A 21,495-nucleotide genomic window follows, 5' to 3' on the forward strand; every position below is an offset into this window, starting at 1 on the left:
ACGTGCCTCGCGCGAAACGGTTGCGTCCGCGATGGCGGGCTCACGGCCGAATCGGGAGACGACCGCCCGGCACCCGGCCATTGACGCGTCGGCGGACGAGGCTTAGTTTAGAATTATTCTAAACTGGATCGTCAAGTATGCTTTCCCGCGTCTTCGGCTTCGGCCGCCGCTCCTTCGATTCGCTGAACGAACAGGAGATTCTGGCGCTGGCGATCTCCTCGGAAGAAGATGACGGGCGGATCTACCGCGCCTATGCCGACGGGTTGCGCGAAGACTTTCCCCAATCGGCCAAGGTTTTCGACGGCATGGCCGACGAGGAGGACGGACACCGCAATCAGCTCATAGAACTGCATCGCAGGCGGTTCGGCGAGCGTATCCCGCTGATCCGCCGCGAGCATGTGCGCGGCTATTTCGAGCGCAAGCCGGACTGGCTGGTGCGGCCGCTCGGCATCGAGAAGGTGCGCGGCCAGGCCGAGGCGATGGAGCGGCAGGCGCAGCGCTTCTACGTGGAAGCCGCCAAGCGCGCGGAAGACGCCTCGACGCGCAAGCTTCTGGGCGACCTCGCCACGGCCGAACAGTCACACGAATCGCTTGCGCGCCGGCTGGAACTGAAACATACGCCGGAGGATGTGCGGCAGGAGGAGCGCCAGAGCGAGCGCCGCCAATTCATCCTGACCTACGTCCAGCCCGGGCTGGCAGGGCTCATGGACGGCTCGGTCTCGACGCTGGCGCCGATCTTTGCCGCCGCCTTCGCCACCCACGACACCTGGCAAACTTTCCTGGTCGGTCTCGCTGCCTCCATCGGGGCCGGCATTTCCATGGGCTTCACCGAGGTTGCCTCCGATGACGGCAGGCTCTCCGGGCGCGGATCGCCGGTGAAGCGCGGACTGGCGACCGGCATCATGACCACGGTCGGCGGGCTCGGCCACGCCCTGCCCTATCTCATCCCGCATTTCTGGACGGCTACGACGGTGGCCGCGATCGTCGTCTTCATCGAACTCTGGGCGATCGCCTATATCCAGAACCGCTTCATGGAGACGCCGTTCTGGCGGGCGACGTTCCAGGTGGTGCTCGGCGGCGCGCTGGTATTCGCGGCGGGCGTTCTGATCGGGAACGCTTAAGGACCGGATCCATCAAGGGGTTGCGCCAGCAGCGCTTCCATCTCGGCGATTTCCGCAAGCTGGCTCTCGATGATCCGACGGCACAGCGCCTGTAGGCGCTCGTCGCTAATCGACGCCTGCTCGCACATCAGCACCGCTCCCGAATGATGCGGGATCATCGAGCGGAGGAACTGGCGGTCGGCGATGGCCGTCTGCTGGCGGATCAATATCCAGGCCCCGGCAAGCACGACGAGGCCGACAACGATAAGCAGGGCATTCCGCCACCTGTCGGGATACATGGGCCGCATCAGCAGCAGCTCGATGATCAGCATCGGCGCGGCCATCAGGGCTGCCATATAGGCCTGGTTCAGGTTGTTGTAGACGTGGGGCAACTCGTCCACCATCGCGTACATGAGGATGTACATCGCGATGAACGACAGCAGCACCATCGCCGACAGACGGAGGTACGGCCTCGAATACGTTGAATGATCCGCCGCCATGGCATTTTCCTCGTGCAATCAGTTCGCCGCGCCGATGCTCAACGGCGGCCGGCGGGTTTGGTTTCACGAGGTCAGCGATCGTACGGCATGCGCCTCCAGGCTGTCGGCCGGCGCCTCAGCCCGCTCGAACATGCCGTAATCGCGGACGACATGGGCAATGCGCAGGCGGTAGTCGGCAAAGACGCCGCCGCGGCCGGCCTTCTGCGCCTGACGGTGCTCGACCGTGTTGCGCCATGCCTTGACCGCTTCCTCGTCGCGGAAGAAGGACAGCGACAGCACACGATCGGGGTCCGACAGGCTCTGGAAACGCTCGATGGAGATGAAGCCGTCGATCCTCTCCAGCAGGGGACGAAGCTCGGCGGCGATGCCGAGATAGGCGTCGCGCTTGCCCGCAGCCGGCGTGACCTCGAAGATGACCGCGATCATCTTTGCACCTTTTCCGCGCGCATGATCTCTGACCGAAAAGTCTGCAACTTTTCGGGATCAAGCGACGCCGCATGCGGCCCCGAGGCGAGCTTCAGAAAAATGCGGTCCTCCCTGTGGATGAACTTTTTTGCCCGCGCGAACTCGTAATTCTCCCGGCCCAGCGGGTCGGCGGCGAGCCGGGCGCGATAGGCCTCGTATGCGGCTAGGTTTTCGATATTGTAGACGCCGTAAGCGGTCGTGGCCGAACCCTCGTGCGGGGCGAAATAGCCGATCAGGTCGGCGCCGCAACGCGGGATCGCCTGCCCCCAATTGCGGGCGTATTCCTCGAAATCGGCCTTGCCGAACGGGTCGATCTCTTAGCGGATGAAGCAGGTGATGGTCATTTCTTTCTCCATAGGAATGCGGCGACGATAGCTAGGCCGGCAATACAGATGCTTCCATCGCGGTCGAACTATCCGGGCGATGTTTCGAGTTAGACAATTCTTGCCGAGCCGAACCGTCAGCGCTTCCAGAAGGGCCGGCACTCACGCTCGACGTCCCGGCGGGTGAGGCCGATATCGGCAAGCTGCTCGTCGGTGAGTTCGGCGAGCGCGAGGCGCTGGTTGTGACGCTCGATCGCGCGATCGAGCCACAGGATGACGGCGTGGATGGCGTGCAGCGATCGCCGCAACAAAGGTAAAGCGGCCGCAGCGGCTTCGGTGACAGTGCGTTGGGCGGTCATGGTCGTCTCCTTTATGGGTGGAGATTACCACTTGCCCTACGCGGATGGTTCGATTACCGTCGAAGTATGAGAGACGGCCCCGATATATCTCGCATCGCCAATCTGGTCGGCGACCCGGCGCGCGCCAACATGCTGACGGCGCTGATGGACGGCGGCGCGCTCACCGCCAGCGAGCTGGCGCTGGAAGCAGGCGTGACCGCGCAGACGGCGAGCTCGCATCTCGGAAAGCTTATGGAAGGCGGGTTGTTGTCGCTCGCGGCGCAGGGCCGCCACCGCTACTATTCGCTTGCCGGGCCGCAGGTGGCGGCGATGCTCGAATCGATCACAGGCGTAGCCGCGGCCGTCGGCCCGAAGCGCACGCGGCCCGGCCCGCGCGAGGCGGTGATGCGCGAGGCGCGTATCTGCTACGACCATCTGGCCGGCGAGCACGCCGTTGCCATGCTGGACGGGTTTTTGGCGCGCGGCGTCCTGGTCGCCGACGGCGACGAGATTCGGCTCAGCAAATCCGGCCCGTCGCATTTCGCTGCGGTCGGCATCGACACCGAAGCCTTCCGCAAGCAGCGCCGCCCGATCTGCCGCGCCTGCCTGGACTGGAGCGTGCGGCGATCTCACCTCGCCGGCGCGCTGGGCGCCGCCATCCTCGACAAGATCATTGCGGAGAAATGGGCAAGGCGCGAAGCCGAAAGCCGCGCCATCGTGTTTTCGCCCAAGGGCAAGATGGCGTTCGAGAAGGCGTTCCTGGCTTAAGCGACGACGCGAAAAGGCCGGCGATTCCTCGCCGGCCCTTCAGCTTCGGCCTATATAGCTACTGAGCTGCCTGCAGGTTGACCTTGCTTTCGGCCAGTTCGGTCAGTTTCTTGTCAGTGGCCTTCTCTTCTTCGAGGTTCTGCTTCAGCACGGAAGCACAGTCGTCGCGGCCGAGCTGCTTGGCCCATTCGATCAGCGTGCCGTAGCGCGTGATCTCGTAGTGCTCGACGGCCTGCGCGGCGGCGATCAGCGCGGCGTCGAGAACCTGCTTGTCGTCCACGTCGCCGGCGACCTCATCGGCCTCCTCGATGATACCGTCGATGGCCGGGCAGTCGACCCCCTTCGCCGGCACGCCATGCATCTGGAAAACCTGCTCGACGCGCTGGATGTGACCCTTGGTCTCGTCCAGGTGCTTCTCAAAACCCTGCTTGAGCTGCGGATTGGTCGCCTTGGAGATCATGTCGGGCAGCGATTTCTCGATCTGCTTCTCGGCATAGTAGATGTCCTGCAGCGTGTGCACGAAGAGATCGTCCAGCGATTTGATATCTTTCGAAAAAAAGCCCATGGCTTTGGCCCTTCCTGTTCGTTGTGGGGAATGCAGGCTCGGCCTAAACCGACGCCTGCCAGGCGGGGGTGTCCCGCTCTGGACACCGAACGCTCGGCACTTGGCGCGGTTCCAAAAATCCGGCGCTGAAATCCTCGGTGCAACGTGGGCAAGAAGTTCCTTCTGTAACCGCACCCGAAACGAAACTCGGCCCCCGGCGACATCGCCGCGAAACAGGTGTGATGCAAAAGGCACAGGTAGTGGAATGTTGCGCTTTGGCGCTCAAACGCCGCGAATCAAACGCATTTCAGCCACGAACCGGGACAAATCCTGGCGAAGATTAACATCGCGTTCACGGATCATTCACGACCGGGCGCTATGGTGACATCCAATCGGAAGGGACATCCGAGGGATTTGGGACAGGGACAATGACTATCTGGCATCACATCACGAGCTATGCGTTCGCAATCCGCGAATTCGTCGCGCCGACCTACCGGCCCGAGCGCTACTATATGCGTGGCCCCGGCCCGGCTTGCGCACGTCGCCGCGGCGGCTCATTCGAAGCCCGCGCCTCGTTTCAATAACCGCCATCGCCGCACGGTTGAGCCTAACCCGCTCGCCTGCGGCCGCCGCGACATCGCTGCATCTTGCCATTGCCATCCGGCGTCGTAGGGTTTTCCTGACCTAACACTCGGGCCGGAAGCCAAGTGGCAGACACCGTTCTTCCCACCCACCAGCATAAGCCCGGATACGACGGCAGCCAGCCGCTGATCGTCTTTGACGGCGTATGCGTTCTCTGTTCCGGCTTCGCCCGCACCGTCGTCAGGCTGGATCAGAAAGAACGGTTCCGCTTCACCACTGCTCAATCGGCGCTGGGCGAGGCGCTTTACCGGCGCCATGGCCTGCGGACGGATGTCTACGAAACCAATCTCGTGATCATCGACGGCGTCGCCTACACCCGGATGGATAGTCTCATCGCGGTGATGGATGTGCTGGGCTGGCCGTGGCGCGCAGCGAAAATCGTCAACATGCTGCCGCGCCGGCTCCGCGACGCGCTCTACAGTCTGATCGCGCGCAACCGCTATGCGCTGTTCGGCAAGAAGGACAGTTGCGAAATACCGTCCGCCGCATTGAGAGACCGCATCATTGGTTAGGATTCTCGTTATCGGCGGCTATGGGGTCTTCGGTGGAAGGCTGACGGAACGGCTCGCAGCAGAATCAAGCGCTGAAATCCTGGTTGCCGGCCGCTCGCTGGAAAAGGCAGTCGCTCATTGCCGTCGCAAAGGCGGGAAACCGGTGCGGATCGATCGCGAAGGCGACATCTTCAACGAGATCGCATTGCTTGAGCCAACGATCGTCATAGACGCCGCCGGACCGTTTCAGGCCTACGGCAAAGACCGCTACCGAATCGCCGAGGCGGCGATCGCAGCGAAGGCGCACTATCTCGACCTTGCCGATGATGGCGCATTCGTAGCCGGAATCGGCACGCTCGACGATAGCGCGAAAGCAGCCGGCGTTGCCGTCATCGCCGGTGCAAGCAGCGTCCCGGCAATTTCTGCCGCAGCGCTCGACGAACTTGTACAGGGGCTTGCGGCAGTCTCGCTGGCCGGCTCGGCGATCCTGCCCGGCAATCGGGTTCCTCGCGGACTTTCCGTCTTGCGCGCCATCGTCGGGCAGGCCGGCCGATCGCTGCGTGTCTGGCGGGGTGGAAATTGGACCGACACCACCGCATGGGGCGATTTGAGACATTTCACGCTCGAAGCCCCCGGGATCGCTCCGCTGAAAGGCCGGCTTGCAAGCACAATCGGTGCGCCAGATCTCATCCTCTTCCCCGAACGCTACGGCGCACGTTCGGCGCTGTTCCACGCCGGTCTGGAGTTGAAAGCACTGCATCTTGGCCTTTGGCTGCTGGCCTTGCCGGTTCGATTGGGCCTTGTTCGCTCGCTCGGTCCGCTGGCCGGGTGGCTTGGACGGATGGCCGGATGGGTGGCCCGTTTGGGCTCCGACCGCGGCGGGATGGTCGCCTACGCAGTCGGCCGCGACGGCGCGGGGCGGGCGGTGGATCGGCGATGGACGCTGATCGCCGAGACAGGCGACGGGCCGCAGGTTCCACCGACGCCGGCGCTGCTTCTGGCGCTCAAGCTGATGAACGGCTCGGGGCTGACAGTCGGGGCCCGCCCGGCGGCCGGACTGCTGACGCTCGGCGAGATCGAGGCCGGCTTGTCGCCGTTTCGCATCCGGCTCGGCCGCAGCGAAAAACCAGCCGCTCCGCTGCTGGAGCGCGTGTTGCCCAAGGGCTTTGCAACGCTTCCGCAAAGCTGGCGCAGGCTCGCTGAAATCCACGATATCGACTGTTTCGAGGGTGTCGCTTCGGTCGAACGGGGCGGCGGTTTATCCGCTCGTCTGATTGGCGCGCTTTTCGGTTTCCCTCCCGCCGCTCCCGCGGTAGCCGTGAGCGTGACCAAGCAAAAAACCACTTCGGGTGAAAAGTGGACCCGACGCTTCGGCGCAAAATCCTTTGTCTCGCATTTGTCGCGAAAACCGGATGAAGAGCCGGGTGTGCTCCGCGAACGGTTCGGGCCGTTTTCCTTCCTGCTGAGGCTCTTCGCCGAGGACGGCCGCGTGGCCTGGCCCGTCGAAAGCGGGCGCTTCCTTGGCATTCCCCTGCCTCGCGCTCTGATGCCGAGGAGCGAAGCCTTTGAATATGAGGGGGCGGACGGCGAGTTCCGCTTCGATGTTAAAATCTCGATGCCTTTCGCCGGCCTGATCGTGCGCTACCTCGGCTGGCTGGAGCCTGCTTTCCCGCCGCACGGCTTGAGCCGCACCGGCTCGCCGGCGGCCGCGCCGAGCTCGATGCATTTGCCCGCCGCGCAAAGCGACCAGCCGGCGCCCGTCGCGCCTGAGGCGGCAAGCACGATTTCCGGCCGCGTCGGAATTTCCGGAACGTAGGACCACCAGCCATGTTCGAACACAGCGTCGGGCGGCGGCTCCATGCCGGCGCCGGATCCCTTTACCCGCGCCTCGACGATCTCGATGCCGGCGGGCGTGATGCGCCAGTCCTCCTCCCAGCGGGTTTGTTCGACCGAGTGCGTCCAGGACAGCGTGAAAGCCGTCGCGGCGAGCGTGACCGTATTGCCTGCCTCGAGGATGCAGAGGCTCACGGCAGGGCGCCGGCCGGACGGCTTCGGCTGCGCCACCAGTGCAGGCCAATGACGATCGCCGCAAGCGCGAAGCCGAGTTCGTCCGTATAGGGCAGAGCGAGCACCAGGCTTAAGGCGGCGGCGGTGGCCAGCAGCCTTTCCCACATGGCCATTCGCGTGAACAGGAAGCCGACCACGGCCGCGCCCCACAAGCCGATGGCGAGACAGACCTTGATGAGGATATAGACGACCTCAACCGGATAGCCGTAGCTCGCGGCCATCGGCCCGGCGTCCTGCAGCATCAGAGCCGGCGTATAGACCGCCATGAACGGCACTACGAAGCCGGCGACGGCGAGTTTGGACGCCTGCATGGCGATCTTCATGCCAGAGATTTTGGCCATGGGCGCCGCGGCAAAGGCTGCAAGGGCCACCGGCGGGGTCAGATCGGCCATGATGCCGAAATAGAAGACGAACATGTGGCTGACCAGTAGCGGCACGCCGAGTTCCAAAAGCGCCGGCCCGGCGAGCGACGAGGTTATGATGTAGTTGGGGATGGTCGGAATGCCCATGCCCAGCACCAGGCAGGTCAGCATGGTCAGCACCAGCGACAGGAACAGATTGTTCTGGCCGATGGCGATGATCGCGCCGATGAAGGTCGAGGCGATGCCGGTGAGCGTGAGCGTGCCGATGACGATGCCGACGATGGCGCAGGCGATGCCAACCGGCAGCGCGTTCTTGGCGCCCTCGGCCAGCGATTCGATGCAGATGACCAGCGTCTCGCGGCCGCCCTTGAAGAACAGGCAGGCGGCGACCAGCGCGCCGAGGACCAGCGCCAGAATGTCGACGCCGTATCGCATGAAGGATGCGGCGGCCAGGCCGAGCGCGATCCAGAACACCATGCGGAAGGCGAAGGGGCCGATAAGCGCCGCAAGCGGCGTACCGAGGATGAGCACGATCGTCAGCGCCAGGCCCATCGTGCCGGCAAAGATAGGCGTGTATCCGGCAAACAGCAGATAGACGAGCGCTGCCAGCGGCAGCACCAGCGGCCAGTGTTTTTTTACCGCGTCCCACGGATTGGGCAGCGTCGCCTTGTCCATGCCCTGCAGGCTGAACTTGCCGGATTCGAGATGCACCATCCAGAAGCAGGCGCCGAAATAAAGCGCTGCAGGCACGATCGCCGCCTTGACCACGTCGGCGTAGGGAACGTTCAGCGTCTCGGCCATGATGAAGGCGACGGCGCCCATGACCGGCGGCATGATCTGGCCGCCCATGGACGAGGTCGCTTCAACGCCGCCGGCGAAGGCCGAGCGGAAGCCGAATTTCTTCATCAGCGGGATGGTGAACTGGCCCGAAGCCACGACATTGGCGACGCCGGAACCGGAAATGGTGCCCATCAGCGCGGAAGAGAGCACGCAGACCTGCGCCGGGCCGCCGCGCCAGGCACCGACCATGCCGAGCGCGAAATCGTTGAACAAGGCGATCATGCCGGCGCGCTCGAGGAAGGCGGCGAAGACCACGAAGATGAAGATATAGGCCGCCGACACATAGACCGGCGTGCCGTATATGCCCTCAGTGCCGAAGCCGAAATGCTCGACGATCTGCGCGAAATCATAGCCGCGGTGAATGAAGGGCGGGGGCAGGTAGTTGCCGAAGAAGCAGTAGGCGAGGAACAGGCCGGCGATGACGGCCAGCGGCAGGCCCATGATGCGGCGCGCGGCCTCGAAGACCAGCACGATCAGCACCGCGCCGACGACGAGGTCGGGTGTGGTGAGGAAGCCGGACCGCTGGATGATGTCGTTATAGAACACCCAGTTGTAGACGCCGGTGAGAAAGCCGAGGATGGCAAGCGTCCAGAACCACGCCTTGCCGACGGGCGTTCTGGCACGGAGCGTGGCGATGAGCGCGAAGCCGAGCAACAGGAGGAAGCCGACATGCATGGCGCGCACCACCTGGCTCGGCAAATTGCCGTAGGCGGCAGTGTAGAGCTGGAAAGCCGAGAAGGAGACGGCGATCCAGAAGACGATGCGGCCCGCCACGCCCTCGCCGAAGCCCGGCGGCAGCCCTTCGATGGGTTCCTCGACGGACGGGGAGAGGATGGTCGGGGTGTCGACGTTTTTTGCCGCGCCGGATGTTACTTCGCTCATTTGCCACACCCCACGATAGGCGAACTATGATTTGAGACACGCCCTTCTGGGGTACATGCCCCCTCCACCACGCTTCGCGTGGTCCCCCTCCCCCGTGAACGGGGGAGGATCAGCGGCGGCGACGGCCGCGACCCTGAATCCTCCCCTGTGAAGCGGGAGAGGGGGACCGCCGAAGGCGGTGGAGGGGGCATACGAAGAATCACGACTTAACCGCGATTCCACTGCCTACTTCAGCAGCCCGGCTTCCTTGTAGTAGCGCTCGGCGCCAGGATGCAGCGGGATCGGCATGCCGTCGAGCGCCTTGGCCGGGTCGATCGCCTTGGCGGCGGCGTGGGCGGCGGTCAGTTGGTCGAGACTTTCGAACAGCAGCTTGGTCATCTGATAGGCGGTCTCGTCGGAAACGCCGTCATGCGTGACGAGGAAATTGCCGACCGCGGCCGTCTCGACATCTTCCGTTTGCCCGTCATAGGTGCCGGCAGGGATGACCACCGACACATAGGGCGAGCCGATCTTTTCGACGTCCGCCTTGGGCACGGCCACCACGTTGATCGGCAGCGAAGTGGCGAGATCGCGGATCGAGGCGACGCCGAGGCCGGCCGACTGCAATGTTGCGTCGAGCTGGCGGTTCTTGATCAATTCGACCGATTCGGCGAAGGGCAGATATTCGACCTTGCCGAGATCCTCATATTTCATGCCGGCGGCGGCGAAGATGGCGCGGGCGTTGAGCTCGGTGCCGGAAGCGGGCGCGCCGACCGACAGGCTCTTCCCCTTCAGGTCAGCTAGCGTCTTGATGCCGGATTCCTGGCTGGCGACGATCTGGATGTAATTGGGATAGATGGCGGCGATGCCGCGCAGTTTGTCGAGCTTGCCGGGGAAGCCGGCCTCGGTGTTGCCTTCGGCGGCGAGCTTGACCGAATCGCCAAGGGCAAACGCTATCTCGCCCTTGCCCTGCTGCAGAAGGTTGAGGTTCTCAACCGACGCCTTGGTGGCCTGGACCTGCGTGCGCGCGCCCTCGATGCCCTTGCCGTAGATTTCCGACAGGGCGACGCCGAGCGGATAATAGACGCCGGAAGTGCCGCCAGTGAGCACATTGATGAATTCCTGCGCCTTGGCAGACACGGCGCCAAAGCCGAGCGACAGCGCAACGGCGCCGGCGGCAAGGATCTTGGTTTTCAGGTTGAGCATGCGGTTCCTCCCGGGACAGTCTTTTCATGATCGCGCCGCCTGGTGGCGGCGCGGGCTGGGGTGATTGTTTTAACGGCTGCGGCGGAAATGCAAAGGGGGTTATTGGGGGCTAGCCGCCGAGCCCCTCAAACAGGACCGTCGAGAGGTAGCGTTCGGCGAAGGAGGGGATGATCACGACGAGGTTCTTGCCGGCATTTTCCGGGCGCGAACCAACGACGATTGCTGCCTGGAGAGCGGCGCCAGACGAGATGCCTACCGGCACGCCTTCCAACCGCGCAACGAGCCGCGCATTGGCAATGGCGTCCTCGTTAGAGGCCTGGACGATCTCGTCATAGATGGTCGTGTCGAGGATTTTCGGGGCGAAGCCGGCGCCGATGCCCTGGATCTTGTGCGGGCCGGGCTGACCGCCCGACAGCACCGGCGAAGCTTCCGGCTCGACGGCCACGACATGCAGCGAGGGCTTGCGCTTCTTGATGACCTGGCCGACGCCGGTGATCGTGCCGCCGGTGCCGATGCCGGAGACGAAAATGTCGACCGCGCCTTGCGTGTCGTTCCAGATCTCCTCGGCCGTGGTGGTGCGATGGATCTCGGGGTTAGCGGGATTCTCGAACTGCTGCGGGATGACTGCGCCGGGGATCGTCTGCACCAGTTCCTCGGCCTTGGCGATGGCACCCTTCATGCCCTTCGGTCCCTCGGTCAGCACCAGTTCCGCGCCGAGGAGCGCCAGCATCTTGCGGCGCTCGACCGACATGGTTTCGGGCATGGTCAGAATCAGCTTGTAGCCCTTGGCGGCGGCGGCGAAGGCGAGCGCAATGCCGGTATTGCCCGATGTCGGCTCGATCAGCGTGTTCCTGCCGGGCGAGATCGTGCCGGCGGCTTCCAACGCTTCGATCATCGAGACGCCGATGCGGTCCTTGACACTGGCGATCGGGTTGAAGAATTCGAGCTTGGCGAGGAGGTTGGCGACGATGCCCTTTTCCTTCGCGAACTTGTCGAGCCGGACCAGCGGTGTGTCACCGATCGTTTCGGTGATCGAATTGAAGATGCGCCCGCGACCCGGTGCGCGCGTCGAGGTGGCCGGCTTGTTCATTGATTTCGCTCCCACAGATTTTTTCGGGCTTACCATAGTCTCGCCCCTCGAAAAATCCGAGTGGGCGGCGTGCTGAAAAGGTTGCCGGTTCGGAACTCAGTTTCCCGATTCGGCATAATCAGAGAATTATTTGGCGCGCGGCATTCTAGTGTCGAGAAGCGATGGCGAGTGCCGCGCCTGCCATGAAGGCAGCTGCGGTGCGGTTCAGCGCCTTCAGTGCGCGCGGCGTCTTCAGGAACCAGCGCGCCTTGGCGGCAAGCGCCAGATAGGGCACCAGCACGACGAGCAGCACCATCACGGTCAAGGCGGCCAGAATCATGTAGTCGGCGAGAGTGATGGTCCTCAGATCGACCAGCGTCGGCGTCAGCGCCAGATAGAAGATCATTGTCTTGGGATTGCCGAGCGTGACGGTGAGCCCGGCAAGGAAACTTGCGAAAAGCCCGCCTTTGCCTTTCCGCGCCTCAATCGTCTCCGGCGTGATGCCGCTTTTCCAGAAGCTCCAGGCAAGCCAGGCAAGATAGGCGACGCCAAGCCATTTTATGACCAGGAACACGGTACCGAAGGTCTGCGCGACCAGAGCCAGGCCGAGCACGACGGCGGTGAGATAGGTCAAATCGCCGACGACCAGCCCGAACGACATTGCGAGCGCCGAGCGGAAGCCGGACCCGAGCGCGCGGGCGACGAGGGCAGTAACGCCCGGACCGGGAATGGCTGCGGCGATGGCGAGCGCAAGGCTGTAGGCAAGAAAGCCGGCAAGGGTCATGGAACGCACCTTCGGTCGGTATGGCGCGCTTCTATGGCACAGGCGCGCCTCCGCGGAAATACGGCAGCAAGCGCTCACGGTTTGGCGCACCGAAATGCTTAGATGGCGGTGATGGCGTGCTCAGTTGCCGCCGGCGTAAAGGCCGTCATCGAGACGCTTTTCCAGCGCCACGAGATCGTCCGGCAGCGGCATCCCCATTGCGCGCAATTCGTTGAGCTTTTCGCGCAATTGCTCATGGATTTCATGCTCGTCCTCGGGCTGATTGACCATCCCTTGCAAAAGTAGGCTGATCTGGGCCTTGATCTGTTCGAGCGCCATGGCCGGTTCCCCCTTTACTCCAGTCGTAACTTTTACACCGGATGCCGCGCCGCCGCCACAGGCGGCCTGTTCAGCGTAGCATGCGCGAGATGAGCTGGGCGGTGTAGTCGACCATTGGAACGATGCGGGCGTAGTTCAGCCTGGTCGGGCCGATGACGCCGAGCGCGCCGACGACGCGGGCGTCCTTGTCGCGGTAGGGCGCCACGACCAGCGAGGAACCGGACAGCGAAAACAGCTTGTTTTCGGAGCCGATGAAGATGCGTACGCCAGAACCCGCCTCCGCGAGATCGAGAAGCTGGACCATGCCCTCCTTGGTCTCGAGATCCTCGAATAGATGCCGGAGCAGTTCGAGGTCGGCCTGGGCGGTGACGTTTTCCAGCAGATTGGCGCGGCCGCGCACAATCAGCCGCGACGGCAGCCCGCTTTCGGAACCGGCCCAGACGGCAAGGCCCTTTTCCACCAGATCCTGCGATAGAGTGTCCAGGGCGGCCCTTGTCTCTTCCTTTAGACGTGCGATCTCCGCCCGAGCCTCGGCGAGCGTGCGGCCGCGTATATGGGCGTTGAGGAAATTCGAGGCTTCGTGGAGCTGCGAATTGGTGACGCCGGCCGGCAGGTCGACCACGCGGTTCTCGACGTCGCCATTTTGCGTGACCATGACGGCCAAAGCGCGTTCGGGCTCGAGCTGGATGAACTCGATATGCTTCAGCGGCACCTCGTTCTTGGCGGCGAGCACGAGGCCGGCGCCGCGCGACATGCCCGACAGCATCTGGCTTGCCTCGGTCAGCATATGTTCAAGCGTCGCGCCGCTGCCGGAGGCCTTCAGCTGCGCCTCTATGGAGCGGCGCTCCTCGTCGGACAGGTCGCCAAGTTCCATGAAGGCATCGACGAAGAAGCGCAGCCCTTTCTGCGTCGGCAGGCGGCCGGCCGAAATATGCGGCGCATAGACGAGGCCGAGATGTTCGAGATCGCTCATCACATTGCGCACGGTGGCCGGCGACAGCGACGAAGGCAGCATGCGCGACAGGTTGCGCGAACCGACCGGTTCTCCGTCGAGAAGATAGGAATCGACGATGCGGCGGAAGATGTCGCGCGAACGCGCGTCGAGCGATTGCAGATTCTGGTCCAGCACCGGCTTCGTCATCGAAACTCCAAACCTCTGGCCAAAATATAGACGGGACCGGCGGGAACACAACCGGCACGCCGGCCGGCCGCTTTTCCTTTGCGCCCCGGACGGCATGAGGTTACAAGCCGCCACGAGGCAGAAGCGGCCTCCAAATTCGAATTTCGAACAGAAAGTGCCTGATGCGCCCCTCAAAACGCCAATACGACGAAATGCGCGCAATATCCTTCGAGCGCAATGTTTCCAAGCACGCCGAAGGTTCGTGCCTGGTGAAATTCGGCGACACGCATGTCCTGTGCACGGCGAGCCTGGAAGAGCGCGTGCCGGGCTGGATGCGCAATTCGGGCAAGGGCTGGGTGACGGCGGAATACGGCATGCTGCCGCGCTCGACCGGCGAGCGGATGCGCCGCGAGGCCTCGGCCGGCAAGCAGGGCGGGCGCACGCTGGAAATCCAGCGGCTGATCGGGCGCTCCTTGCGCGCCGTCGTCGATCTTCAGGCGCTAGGCGAAATGCAGATCACCGTCGACTGCGACGTGATCCAGGCCGATGGCGGCACCCGGACGGCGGCGATCACCGGCGGCTGGGTAGCGCTGCACGACTGCCTGCGCTGGATGGAAGCGCGCCAGATGACGAGCGTGTCGAAGGTGCTGAAGGACCACGTCGCCGCTATCTCATGCGGCATCCATGACGGCCAGCCTGTGCTCGACCTCGATTATCTTGAGGATTCGTCGGCCGGCACTGACGCCAATTTCGTCATGACCGGCAAGGGCGGCATCGTCGAAATCCAGGGCACGGCCGAGGGCGTGCCGTTTACCGAGGAAGAATTCGCGGCGCTGATGGCGCTTGCCAAGAAGGGCATTTCGCGGCTGGTCAGCCTGCAGCAGATGGCGGTGGGGTAGAGGCTGACATGACGCCCTCGGCGATCCTCGAATCCGCACTTTACGTCACTGATCTCGATGCGGCGGAAGCGTTTTATCGCGAAGTGCTGGGGCTGGAAGTGATCGCCAGGGCTGAAGGCCGCCATATATTCTTCCGCTGCGGGGCGGGCGTGCTCCTGCTGTTCAATGCCGAGGCGACGCGGCAGGCGCCGCCGCCGGATGCCAAGCTGCCTGTGCCGCCGCACGGCGCCGCCGGCCCGGGGCATCTGTGTTTTTCCGCGACCGGTGACGAGATCGCGCGGTGGAAAGCGCATCTCGAAGCGCAGAACATCGACATCGAAGCCGACTTCGAATGGCCCTCTTCCGGCAAGAGCTCAGGAGGCGGCCGTTCAATCTATTTCCGCGATCCTTCCGGCAATTCGCTGGAATTCGCCGAGCCGAAAATCTGGGGTATGTGATGCGGCCACTGGAAGACAAGAAGATCGTCGTGGCCAGCCACAATGACGGCAAGCTGCGCGAATTCGCGCAACTGATGGCGCCATTCGGCTTCGAGGCGAAGTCGGCTGCGGAACTCGGCCTGCCGGAGCCGGACGAAACCGGCACGACCTTTGAGGAGAACGCCTACATCAAGGCGTATGCCGCAGCCAAGGCGACCGGCCTGCCGGCGCTGTCGGATGATTCCGGCCTCTGCGTCGACGCGCTGGACGGGCAGCCCGGAATCTACACCGCCAACTGGGCCGAAACCCCGGAAGGCGGGCGCGACTTCGCCATCGCCATGCAGCGCACCGAGATCGCGCTGCACGAAGTGGGCGCGTCCGACCCCGCGCGCCGCGCCGGCAAGTTCGTAGCCGTGATCTGCCTTGCCTGGCCTGACGGGTACGCTGAGTATTTCCGCGGCGAGGCCGAAGGCACGCTTGTATGGCCGCCGCGCGGCGACAAGGGCTTCGGCTATGATCCGGTGTTCCAGCCGAACGGCTACGAGAAGACCTTCGGCGAGATGGACGCCGAACAGAAGCATGGCTGGAAGCCGGGCCAGGCCGAGGCCCTGTCACACCGCGCCCGCGCCTTCCAGAAATTCGCCCGCGCCAAGCTCGGCGCGACGTGACGGAGAGCGCGTTGACGGGCCGCGATCCGGGCTTCGGCGTCTATGTGCACTGGCCTTTCTGCGCGGCCAAATGCCCGTATTGCGACTTCAACAGCCATGTCCGCCATCGGCCGGTGGACCAGGAACGCTTCGCCCGCGCCTTCGACACCGAACTGAAGACGATGCGCGCCCGCACCGGGCCGCGCGAAGTGACCAGCATATTCCTCGGCGGCGGCACGCCGTCGCTGATGCGGCCCGAGACGGTGGCCAGCGTGCTCGATTCGGTGGCGAAGCACTGGACGGTGCCGGACGGCATCGAGATCACGCTGGAGGCCAACCCCTCCTCGGTCGAGGCCGAGCGCTTCCGCGGCTATCGCGCCGCGGGCGTCAACCGGGTTTCGCTTGGCGTGCAGGCGCTGAACGATACCGATCTGCGATTCCTGGGACGGCTGCACAATGTTTCCGAAGCGCTGCATGCGATCGAACTCGCGCGACAAATCCTTCCCCGGCTGTCCTTCGACCTGATCTATGCGCGGCCAGGCCAGACGCCGGAAGCCTGGAGCGCCGAGCTCGAACAGGCGATCGGCCGCGCGGCCGACCATCTGTCGCTCTATCAACTGACGATCGAGGAAGGCACGCGCTTTCACACGCTCTATGCGGCGGGAAAATTTGAGATCCCCGACGGCGACCACGCCGCCGAACTCTATGCAGTCACGCAGGAGGTGACTGCGGCGCGCGGACTGCCGGCCTACGAGATTTCCAATCACGCCAAGCCGGGCGCGGAAAGCCGGCACAACCTCACCTACTGGCGCTACGGCGAATATGTCGGCGTCGGCCCGGGCGCGCATGGCCGCTTCATCGAGAATGGCCGGCGGGTGGTGACGATCGCGGAAAAAATGCCGGAAACCTGGGCCAATCTGGTCGAGGCCAAGGGCCATGGCATCACCGGCGGAGAGATCCTGACGCGCTCGGAAGAAGCAGACGAATTCCTGCTGATGGGGCTACGGCTGGCCGAAGGCATCGATCTGGCGCGCTACGAGCAGCTTTCGGGCCGGCCACTGTCTTCGCCGCGCATGTCGATCCTGCAGGGCGAAGGGCTGGTGGCGCCGGTTGGCAATTCGCGCCTGCGCGCGACCCCGTCGGGCATGATCGTGCTGGATGCGGTGGTGGCGGACCTGGCGCGGTAGTCCTAGCGCAACGGCTTTGGGCGTTTAACGGCAGCTGCAGCCGATTTCAGCCTCTTTGATCGTTTGGCGCGTTCTGCGAGCTGATGCTTGATTTCCTCGCGGTTCGCATCCTTGTCCTTGGCGGCCGATTCATGCGGCATAGGGTTCTTCCGGCCGGCATAGTAAGGCTCGAACACATCCTGGAACTCAATACCGCTCATCTCGATCCTCCAATGGGCCGGTGAAACACGGCAGTGACGGTTTGGTTCCGCAAATTCCGCACGCTGCGAACGGCTTTTTGCAACGCCCGCGCCGGCATGGCAGAACAGTGTGAAAATCAGCGGGGATTGGCGTGCAGAAAGAGGAAAAAAGCAGGGTGTTCGTGGTCGGGCAGACGGAGATCGCCGCCCGCCCGCAGGAGCCCGCGCTATATCTTGTCGCCACGCCGATCGGCAATCTCGGCGACATCACGCTGAGGGCGCTGGAGACGCTTGCCAGTGCCGATATCCTGGCTTGCGAGGATACGCGGGTGACGCGGGTGCTGCTCGACCGCTACGGCATCCGGCAGCGGCCGACACCTTACCACGAGCACAATGCCGGCGAGGCCGGACCAAGGCTGATCGAGGCGCTGGAAGCCGGAAAAAGCGTGGCGCTCGTTTCGGACGCCGGTACGCCGCTGGTCTCGGATCCCGGGTTCCGACTCGTGGGGCAGGCGCTGGAGGCCGGCATCCGCGTCGTGCCGATACCGGGCGCCTCTGCCGTGCTGGCGGCGCTGACCGCATCCGGCCTGCCCTCCGACGCCTTCATGTTTGCCGGCTTCCTGCCGGTCAAGGACGGGCAGCGGCGGTCGCGGTTATCGGCGCTGACGGCGGTGCCGGCGACACTGATCTTCTTCGAATCGCCGCGCCGGCTCGCCGATACGCTTGCTGCCATGGCGGATGTATTCGGCGACAGGCCGGCGGCGGTCGGCCGCGAACTGACCAAGAGGTTCGAGGAGATGCGCACCGGCTCGCTTTCCGGACTTGCGGCGCATTACGGCGAGGCGCCGACGCCGAAGGGCGAGGTCGTCGTCTGCGTCGGGCCGCCGCAGGAGTCGGAAGCGGCTGATCCGCAGGATGTCGACCGTCTCCTTCTGTCGCTGGCAAAGGAAATGCCGGCATCGAAAGCGGCGGCGGAAGCGGCGCGCATGACCGGCGGGCAGAAGCCGGCGCTCTATCGCCGGCTGCTGGAGCTTAAGGACAGCGCGGAGTGACCGACGCCTCGACTAGACGCTTCAAGGCCTACCGGCGCGGCCATCGCGGCGAATGGCTGGCGGCGCTGGCGCTGATGGCGAAGGGATTCCGCATCGTCGAACGGCGCTACCGGACAAAGCTCGGCGAGATCGACCTTATCGCGCGGCGTGGCGACCTGGTGCTGATCGTCGAGGTCAAGGCGCGGCCGACGCTGATGGCGGCAATGGAAGCTTTGGGGCGCGAGTCGGAGCGGCGCATAGAGGGTTGCGCCGACCTCTGGCTGTCGCGGCAATCGGATTACGGAAGATTGTCGGTGCGGTTCGACATGGTGGCGGTGCTGCCGTGGCGCTGGCCTGTGCATGTGCAGAACGCTTTCTACGGGCGGAATTAGAGCACAAATCGGACTTGCCCTAACGTCGTCCAGGCAACATTCTCTTCTGCTCGGACGCCAGAAGGAGAGAACATCATGTGCCATCATTGCGTCATCGAATCCGTGAAGGCGGGCATGCTCAGCCGCCGCAATTTCTTCAAGGGAAGCATCGCCGCCGCTGGAGCTGCGGCGCTGGCGGCGACGGCCGCGCCAAGGCCGCTTTTCGCGCAGGCTCCGGGGAAGGCCGAAGACCTCACCCACGAACTCTGGGATAACTTCCCGACCTATTTCGGCGGACAGCAATTCTTCGCCGAGCAGAAATTCAGCTTCGAGAAGGATACGTTCAATCTTTATGAATGGCGCATCAGCGAGCACACCGGCACCCATATCGACGCGCCGCTGCATTTCACCGCCGATGGCAAGTCAGTGGCGGAATTGCCGATCGACGATCTGATCGCGCCGCTGGCCATCATCGACATACGCGCCAAGGCCGACAAGGACCCCGATGCACAGGTCACGCCCGACGATATCCAGGCGTGGATCACCGCCAATGGCGACCTGCCCGAGGGCGCTGTGGTGGCCATGCTGTCGGGCTGGGGCGCGCATGTCGCGACCGAGAAGTTCCGCAACGTCGGCGATGACGGCAAGACGCTGCACTTTCCCGGCTTTCACGTCGAGGCGGCGCAATTCCTGATCGAGCAGCCCTCGGTGAAGGCCATCGCGGTCGACACATTGTCGCTTGATCATGGGCCATCGCCGGATTTCATCGTCCACAACACCTGGCTGCCTAGCGGCCGCTACGGCATCGAGGCGGTAGCCAATCTGGACAGACTGCCGGCGAAGGGCGCGACGATCGTGGTCGGCGCGCCGAAGGTCAGGGGCGGCACCGGCGGCCCGGCTCGGATTTTCGCGATGGTGTAAGGTCTGTCCGAAAGAGGCTAGTCACTAACCCAACCTCGTCGCTCGACAGGCTCGCGGCTCTCGAGCGGTCGCGGTAGTGCCAAATCCCCAAGCTCAGGGGTTGTGCGATGAAGCGGTTGGCCGGTTGCGCGTTGCTTCGTGGTTCGGCAGGCTCACCATGAGGCAATGGGTACGTCGTTCACAGCGACGAGAGCAAAATCCGGAGGCGCAACGGTAGCCCTCATGGTGAGCCTGTCGAACGTCTACGGATGGACGGCTTGAAACCCGGCCCGCAGCCGGCTATCGGGCAACCCCGCCCGATATGCGGCGAAGGAGACCGACGATGACGCTTCCCGACAGACTGAGCAATGACGAGCGCAGCCCCTTCTACGACGCCGAGGTGCTGGAGCGTGGCGTCGGCATCCTGTTCAATGGCAAGGAGCGGACCGATGTCAGCGAATATTGCGTCAGCGAGGGCTGGATACGGGTGCCGGCGGGCAACTCCAAGGACCGCTTCGGCCAGCCAATGACCGTGAAGCTGAAGGGTGAGGTCAAGCCCTTCGTGCCGGAATAGCTGCCCGTTCTCGAGATGATCCCGCGAACCGGTCCGCTTTGCGGAATCTGCTCTACCGCCGAGGCGTGACCCGCATCGGCAGGCCGCCCTGTGGCTGCGTGGTCAACTTCTGCACCGGCCACGGCTTCGTCTCGGCAAGCGTGTCGAAGCGGAAGCGCGAGAGCAGGACGGCGAGCGCGATCACCGCCTCCTGCATAGCGAAGCTCGCGCCTATGCAGACGCGTGGGCCTGCGCCGAAAGGCAGGTACTGGTAGCGGTCGATCTTCTCGCGGTTGCCGGGGTGGAAACGCTCCGGCATGAAGGCGTCGGGCTGGTCCCATAGCTTGCGGTGGCGATGCACGGTCCACGGCATCATCAGCACGGCCGCACGTTTCGGTATGTAGAGGCCCTTGTATGTCTCCGGCTCGATCGGCTCGCGGTTGATGGACGGCGCGGGCGGATAGAGCCGCAGCGCCTCCTCGAAGGCGGCGCGGGTGAAGGGCATGGCATCGAGCCATTTGACCGGGTCGGGCTCGCGGGCGAGCACAGCGTCGATCTCGGCCTCGACCCTGTCGCGCTCCCACGGCGCTTCCGCGAGGCAATAGATGGTCCAGCCGAGCGCACGCGCCGTCGTTTCGTGGCCGGCGCCGATGAAGGTGATGATGTTGTCCTCGATTTCGTCTCGCGACAGGCCGTCCGGACCTTCGGCGCGCAGCAGCAGCGTCAGGAAATCCTCCGGCGCGGCCTTGGGATCGCGCGCGATCTTCTCCTTGCGCATTGCCACCGTGTCGGCGACGATCTTGCGGAAATAGGCCATGGTCTTGCGCCCGCGCAGGCGGGTGAGGCGCGGCAGCCATTCCGGCGCGCGCAATAGATCGAGCGGATCGACGCGGCCCATCGTTTCGAACAGGCGGTCGATCTCGGCGTTGAAGCCGCCCGGCGTGCCGGCGATCTCGCCGGAAAACAGCGTTTCGGCAAGGATGTCGTAGGTGAGTTGCGTCATGTCGTGCGAGATGTCGGTGCTGTCGACTTCCTCGTAGCGTTTGAGGAAGTCGAGACTGCAGTCGAGCATCGGCTTGGCGAAACCGAAAATGTGGCGCGGCGTGAAGACGGGCGCCATCGCCTTGCGGGAACGCTTCCAGACCTCGCCTTCCGCGGTTAGCAGCCCGTCGCGCAGGATCGGCCGCAGGATCATCTGGCGCACCGTCGCCATCTTGTAGTTCTTCGCATTGTCGACGAGGACGTGGCGGATGAGGCCCGGATCGTTGGCGATGACCAGCGGCCCGCCTATGCCGGTGACCGAAATCCACGGTTCGTTGTAGGAGGGCTCGCCCCACAGTTCGAGCGGGTTGCGGTAGACGATGCGGATCATCTCCAGCGTCGAAGGCGGTTTTGTGCGCGGTTTCGGCGCGGGGGGGATGAAGGGGGCCGGCTTGATGTCCATGGCCGGGAATATAGGCCCGCCCCTCGACGGCGTCACGGTGAAAAGCCGGACCGCCGCTGCCCGGCTCTCA

The 21,495-nt window shown here is 64.2% G+C and carries 26 protein-coding genes and 1 pseudogene; 13 read left to right on the plus strand and 14 right to left on the minus strand.

Annotated elements, in window-relative coordinates:
- The first annotated feature begins 137 nt into the window (after positions 1-137).
- A complete protein-coding gene (mbfA, locus tag MAXJ12_RS02310; protein ID WP_008834134.1) occupies positions 138-1,121 on the plus strand; it encodes an iron exporter MbfA in 984 nt (327 codons plus the stop codon).
- Here the strand turns inward: mbfA and MAXJ12_RS02315 are convergent.
- From MAXJ12_RS02315 to MAXJ12_RS02325, 4 genes are all read right to left on the minus strand, one after another.
- Positions 1,118-1,600, minus strand: a complete 483-nt coding sequence (locus MAXJ12_RS02315) for a DUF305 domain-containing protein (protein WP_008834135.1) — start codon at positions 1,598-1,600, stop codon at positions 1,118-1,120. The genes mbfA and MAXJ12_RS02315 overlap by 4 nt on opposite strands.
- A 63-nt stretch (positions 1,601-1,663) precedes the next feature.
- Complete coding sequence (locus MAXJ12_RS02320) at positions 1,664-2,026, minus strand: antibiotic biosynthesis monooxygenase family protein (RefSeq protein ID WP_008834136.1); 363 nt, start codon at positions 2,024-2,026, stop codon at positions 1,664-1,666.
- Entirely contained in the window at positions 2,023-2,379 is a 357-nt protein-coding gene (locus MAXJ12_RS34925) for an NIPSNAP family protein (RefSeq protein WP_244421428.1), read from the minus strand. The genes MAXJ12_RS02320 and MAXJ12_RS34925 overlap by 4 nt, the downstream gene beginning before the upstream one ends.
- Before the next feature lie 146 nt (positions 2,380-2,525).
- The gene (locus tag MAXJ12_RS02325; RefSeq protein WP_008834137.1) at positions 2,526-2,747 is read right to left on the minus strand and encodes a DUF1127 domain-containing protein; all 222 of its coding nucleotides are present in this window, start codon (positions 2,745-2,747) and stop codon (positions 2,526-2,528) included.
- Positions 2,748-2,813: 66 nt separating this feature from the next.
- On the opposite strand from MAXJ12_RS02325, the gene MAXJ12_RS02330 reads away from it, so the two are divergent.
- Positions 2,814-3,494, plus strand: a complete 681-nt coding sequence (locus MAXJ12_RS02330) for an ArsR/SmtB family transcription factor (protein WP_008834138.1) — start codon at positions 2,814-2,816, stop codon at positions 3,492-3,494.
- Positions 3,495-3,552: 58 nt separating this feature from the next.
- Here MAXJ12_RS02330 and MAXJ12_RS02335 read toward each other — a convergent pair whose 3' ends face one another.
- Complete coding sequence (locus MAXJ12_RS02335) at positions 3,553-4,059, minus strand: YciE/YciF ferroxidase family protein (RefSeq protein WP_008834139.1); 507 nt, start codon at positions 4,057-4,059, stop codon at positions 3,553-3,555.
- Positions 4,060-4,466: 407 nt separating this feature from the next.
- Between MAXJ12_RS02335 and MAXJ12_RS38140 the strand changes: the two genes are divergently transcribed.
- The 3 genes and pseudogenes from MAXJ12_RS38140 to MAXJ12_RS02345 all read left to right on the plus strand — a co-directional run.
- Positions 4,467-4,622 carry a hypothetical protein gene (locus tag MAXJ12_RS38140; RefSeq protein WP_008834140.1) on the plus strand — a complete coding sequence of 52 codons (156 nt, stop codon included), beginning with the start codon at positions 4,467-4,469 and terminating at the stop codon, positions 4,620-4,622.
- 123 nt (positions 4,623-4,745) lie between these two features.
- The gene (locus tag MAXJ12_RS02340; RefSeq protein ID WP_008834141.1) at positions 4,746-5,192 is read left to right on the plus strand and encodes a thiol-disulfide oxidoreductase DCC family protein; all 447 of its coding nucleotides are present in this window, start codon (positions 4,746-4,748) and stop codon (positions 5,190-5,192) included.
- Positions 5,185-6,768 (plus strand): annotated as a pseudogene (locus tag MAXJ12_RS02345) (DUF4166 domain-containing protein); the annotation flags it as partial. The gene MAXJ12_RS02340 and the pseudogene MAXJ12_RS02345, both read left to right, overlap by 8 nt.
- A gap of 44 nt (positions 6,769-6,812) precedes the next feature.
- Here MAXJ12_RS02345 and MAXJ12_RS38660 read toward each other — a convergent pair.
- The 7 genes from MAXJ12_RS38660 to hrcA form a co-directional block, all read right to left on the minus strand.
- Entirely contained in the window at positions 6,813-7,199 is a 387-nt protein-coding gene (locus tag MAXJ12_RS38660; protein WP_008834143.1) for a DUF1850 domain-containing protein, read from the minus strand.
- Entirely contained in the window at positions 7,196-9,322 is a 2,127-nt protein-coding gene (locus MAXJ12_RS02350; protein WP_008834144.1) for a TRAP transporter permease, read from the minus strand. Before MAXJ12_RS02350 ends, MAXJ12_RS38660 begins: the two co-directional genes overlap by 4 nt.
- 225 nt (positions 9,323-9,547) lie before the next feature.
- Positions 9,548-10,507, minus strand: coding sequence for a TAXI family TRAP transporter solute-binding subunit (locus MAXJ12_RS02355; protein ID WP_008834145.1), 960 nt, complete (start codon positions 10,505-10,507; stop codon positions 9,548-9,550).
- A 109-nt stretch (positions 10,508-10,616) separates the two neighbouring features.
- Positions 10,617-11,597, minus strand: coding sequence for a cysteine synthase A (gene cysK / locus MAXJ12_RS02360; protein WP_008834146.1), 981 nt, complete (start codon positions 11,595-11,597; stop codon positions 10,617-10,619).
- 145 nt (positions 11,598-11,742) lie between these two features.
- Positions 11,743-12,360 carry a LysE family translocator gene (locus MAXJ12_RS02365; RefSeq protein ID WP_008834147.1) on the minus strand — a complete coding sequence of 206 codons (618 nt, stop codon included), beginning with the start codon at positions 12,358-12,360 and terminating at the stop codon, positions 11,743-11,745.
- Between the two features lie 120 nt (positions 12,361-12,480).
- On the minus strand, positions 12,481-12,678 hold the full coding sequence (locus MAXJ12_RS02370) for a hypothetical protein (protein ID WP_008834148.1): 198 nt from the start codon (positions 12,676-12,678) through the stop codon (positions 12,481-12,483).
- Positions 12,679-12,748: 70 nt separating this feature from the next.
- Positions 12,749-13,819: a heat-inducible transcriptional repressor HrcA gene (gene hrcA / locus MAXJ12_RS02375; RefSeq protein WP_008834149.1), complete on the minus strand. Its 1,071-nt coding sequence runs from the start codon at positions 13,817-13,819 to the stop codon at positions 12,749-12,751.
- A gap of 161 nt (positions 13,820-13,980) precedes the next feature.
- Here hrcA and rph point away from each other — a divergent pair, with 161 nt between their 5' ends.
- The 4 genes from rph to hemW are packed head-to-tail and all read left to right on the plus strand — an operon-like array spanning position 13,981 to position 16,947.
- A complete protein-coding gene (rph, locus tag MAXJ12_RS02380; RefSeq protein WP_008834150.1) occupies positions 13,981-14,697 on the plus strand; it encodes a ribonuclease PH in 717 nt (238 codons plus the stop codon).
- Between the two features lie 8 nt (positions 14,698-14,705).
- The gene (locus tag MAXJ12_RS02385; protein ID WP_008834151.1) at positions 14,706-15,134 is read left to right on the plus strand and encodes a VOC family protein; all 429 of its coding nucleotides are present in this window, start codon (positions 14,706-14,708) and stop codon (positions 15,132-15,134) included.
- Positions 15,134-15,781 (plus strand): RdgB/HAM1 family non-canonical purine NTP pyrophosphatase, encoded by a 648-nt coding sequence (rdgB, locus tag MAXJ12_RS02390; RefSeq protein ID WP_008834152.1) that lies wholly within the window; start codon positions 15,134-15,136, stop codon positions 15,779-15,781. Before MAXJ12_RS02385 ends, rdgB begins: the two co-directional genes overlap by 1 nt.
- Before the next feature lie 11 nt (positions 15,782-15,792).
- The gene (gene hemW / locus MAXJ12_RS02395; RefSeq protein WP_008834153.1) at positions 15,793-16,947 is read left to right on the plus strand and encodes a radical SAM family heme chaperone HemW; all 1,155 of its coding nucleotides are present in this window, start codon (positions 15,793-15,795) and stop codon (positions 16,945-16,947) included.
- A 2-nt stretch (positions 16,948-16,949) separates the two neighbouring features.
- On the opposite strand, the gene MAXJ12_RS02400 is transcribed toward hemW, so the two are convergent.
- On the minus strand, positions 16,950-17,147 hold the full coding sequence (locus tag MAXJ12_RS02400; RefSeq protein WP_008834154.1) for a hypothetical protein: 198 nt from the start codon (positions 17,145-17,147) through the stop codon (positions 16,950-16,952).
- Positions 17,148-17,278: 131 nt separating this feature from the next.
- Here MAXJ12_RS02400 and rsmI point away from each other — a divergent pair, with 131 nt between their 5' ends.
- The 4 genes from rsmI to MAXJ12_RS02420 all read left to right on the plus strand — a co-directional run bounded on the left by rsmI (position 17,279) and on the right by MAXJ12_RS02420 (position 20,002).
- Positions 17,279-18,178 carry a 16S rRNA (cytidine(1402)-2'-O)-methyltransferase gene (rsmI, locus tag MAXJ12_RS02405; protein WP_040584650.1) on the plus strand — a complete coding sequence of 300 codons (900 nt, stop codon included), beginning with the start codon at positions 17,279-17,281 and terminating at the stop codon, positions 18,176-18,178.
- Positions 18,175-18,549, plus strand: coding sequence for a YraN family protein (locus tag MAXJ12_RS02410; RefSeq protein ID WP_008834156.1), 375 nt, complete (start codon positions 18,175-18,177; stop codon positions 18,547-18,549). Before rsmI ends, MAXJ12_RS02410 begins: the two co-directional genes overlap by 4 nt.
- Positions 18,550-18,624: 75 nt before the next feature.
- Positions 18,625-19,449, plus strand: coding sequence for a cyclase family protein (locus MAXJ12_RS02415; RefSeq protein WP_008834157.1), 825 nt, complete (start codon positions 18,625-18,627; stop codon positions 19,447-19,449).
- A gap of 322 nt (positions 19,450-19,771) precedes the next feature.
- Positions 19,772-20,002 (plus strand): DUF3297 family protein, encoded by a 231-nt coding sequence (locus MAXJ12_RS02420; RefSeq protein WP_008834158.1) that lies wholly within the window; start codon positions 19,772-19,774, stop codon positions 20,000-20,002.
- 52 nt (positions 20,003-20,054) lie between these two features.
- Here MAXJ12_RS02420 and MAXJ12_RS02425 read toward each other — a convergent pair whose 3' ends face one another.
- Positions 20,055-21,425 (minus strand): cytochrome P450, encoded by a 1,371-nt coding sequence (locus tag MAXJ12_RS02425; RefSeq protein WP_008834159.1) that lies wholly within the window; start codon positions 21,423-21,425, stop codon positions 20,055-20,057.
- Positions 21,426-21,495 lie beyond the last annotated feature (70 nt).

It is taken from the genome of Mesorhizobium alhagi CCNWXJ12-2 (assembly GCF_000236565.1).
Lineage (GTDB): Bacteria > Pseudomonadota > Alphaproteobacteria > Rhizobiales > Rhizobiaceae > Allomesorhizobium > Allomesorhizobium alhagi.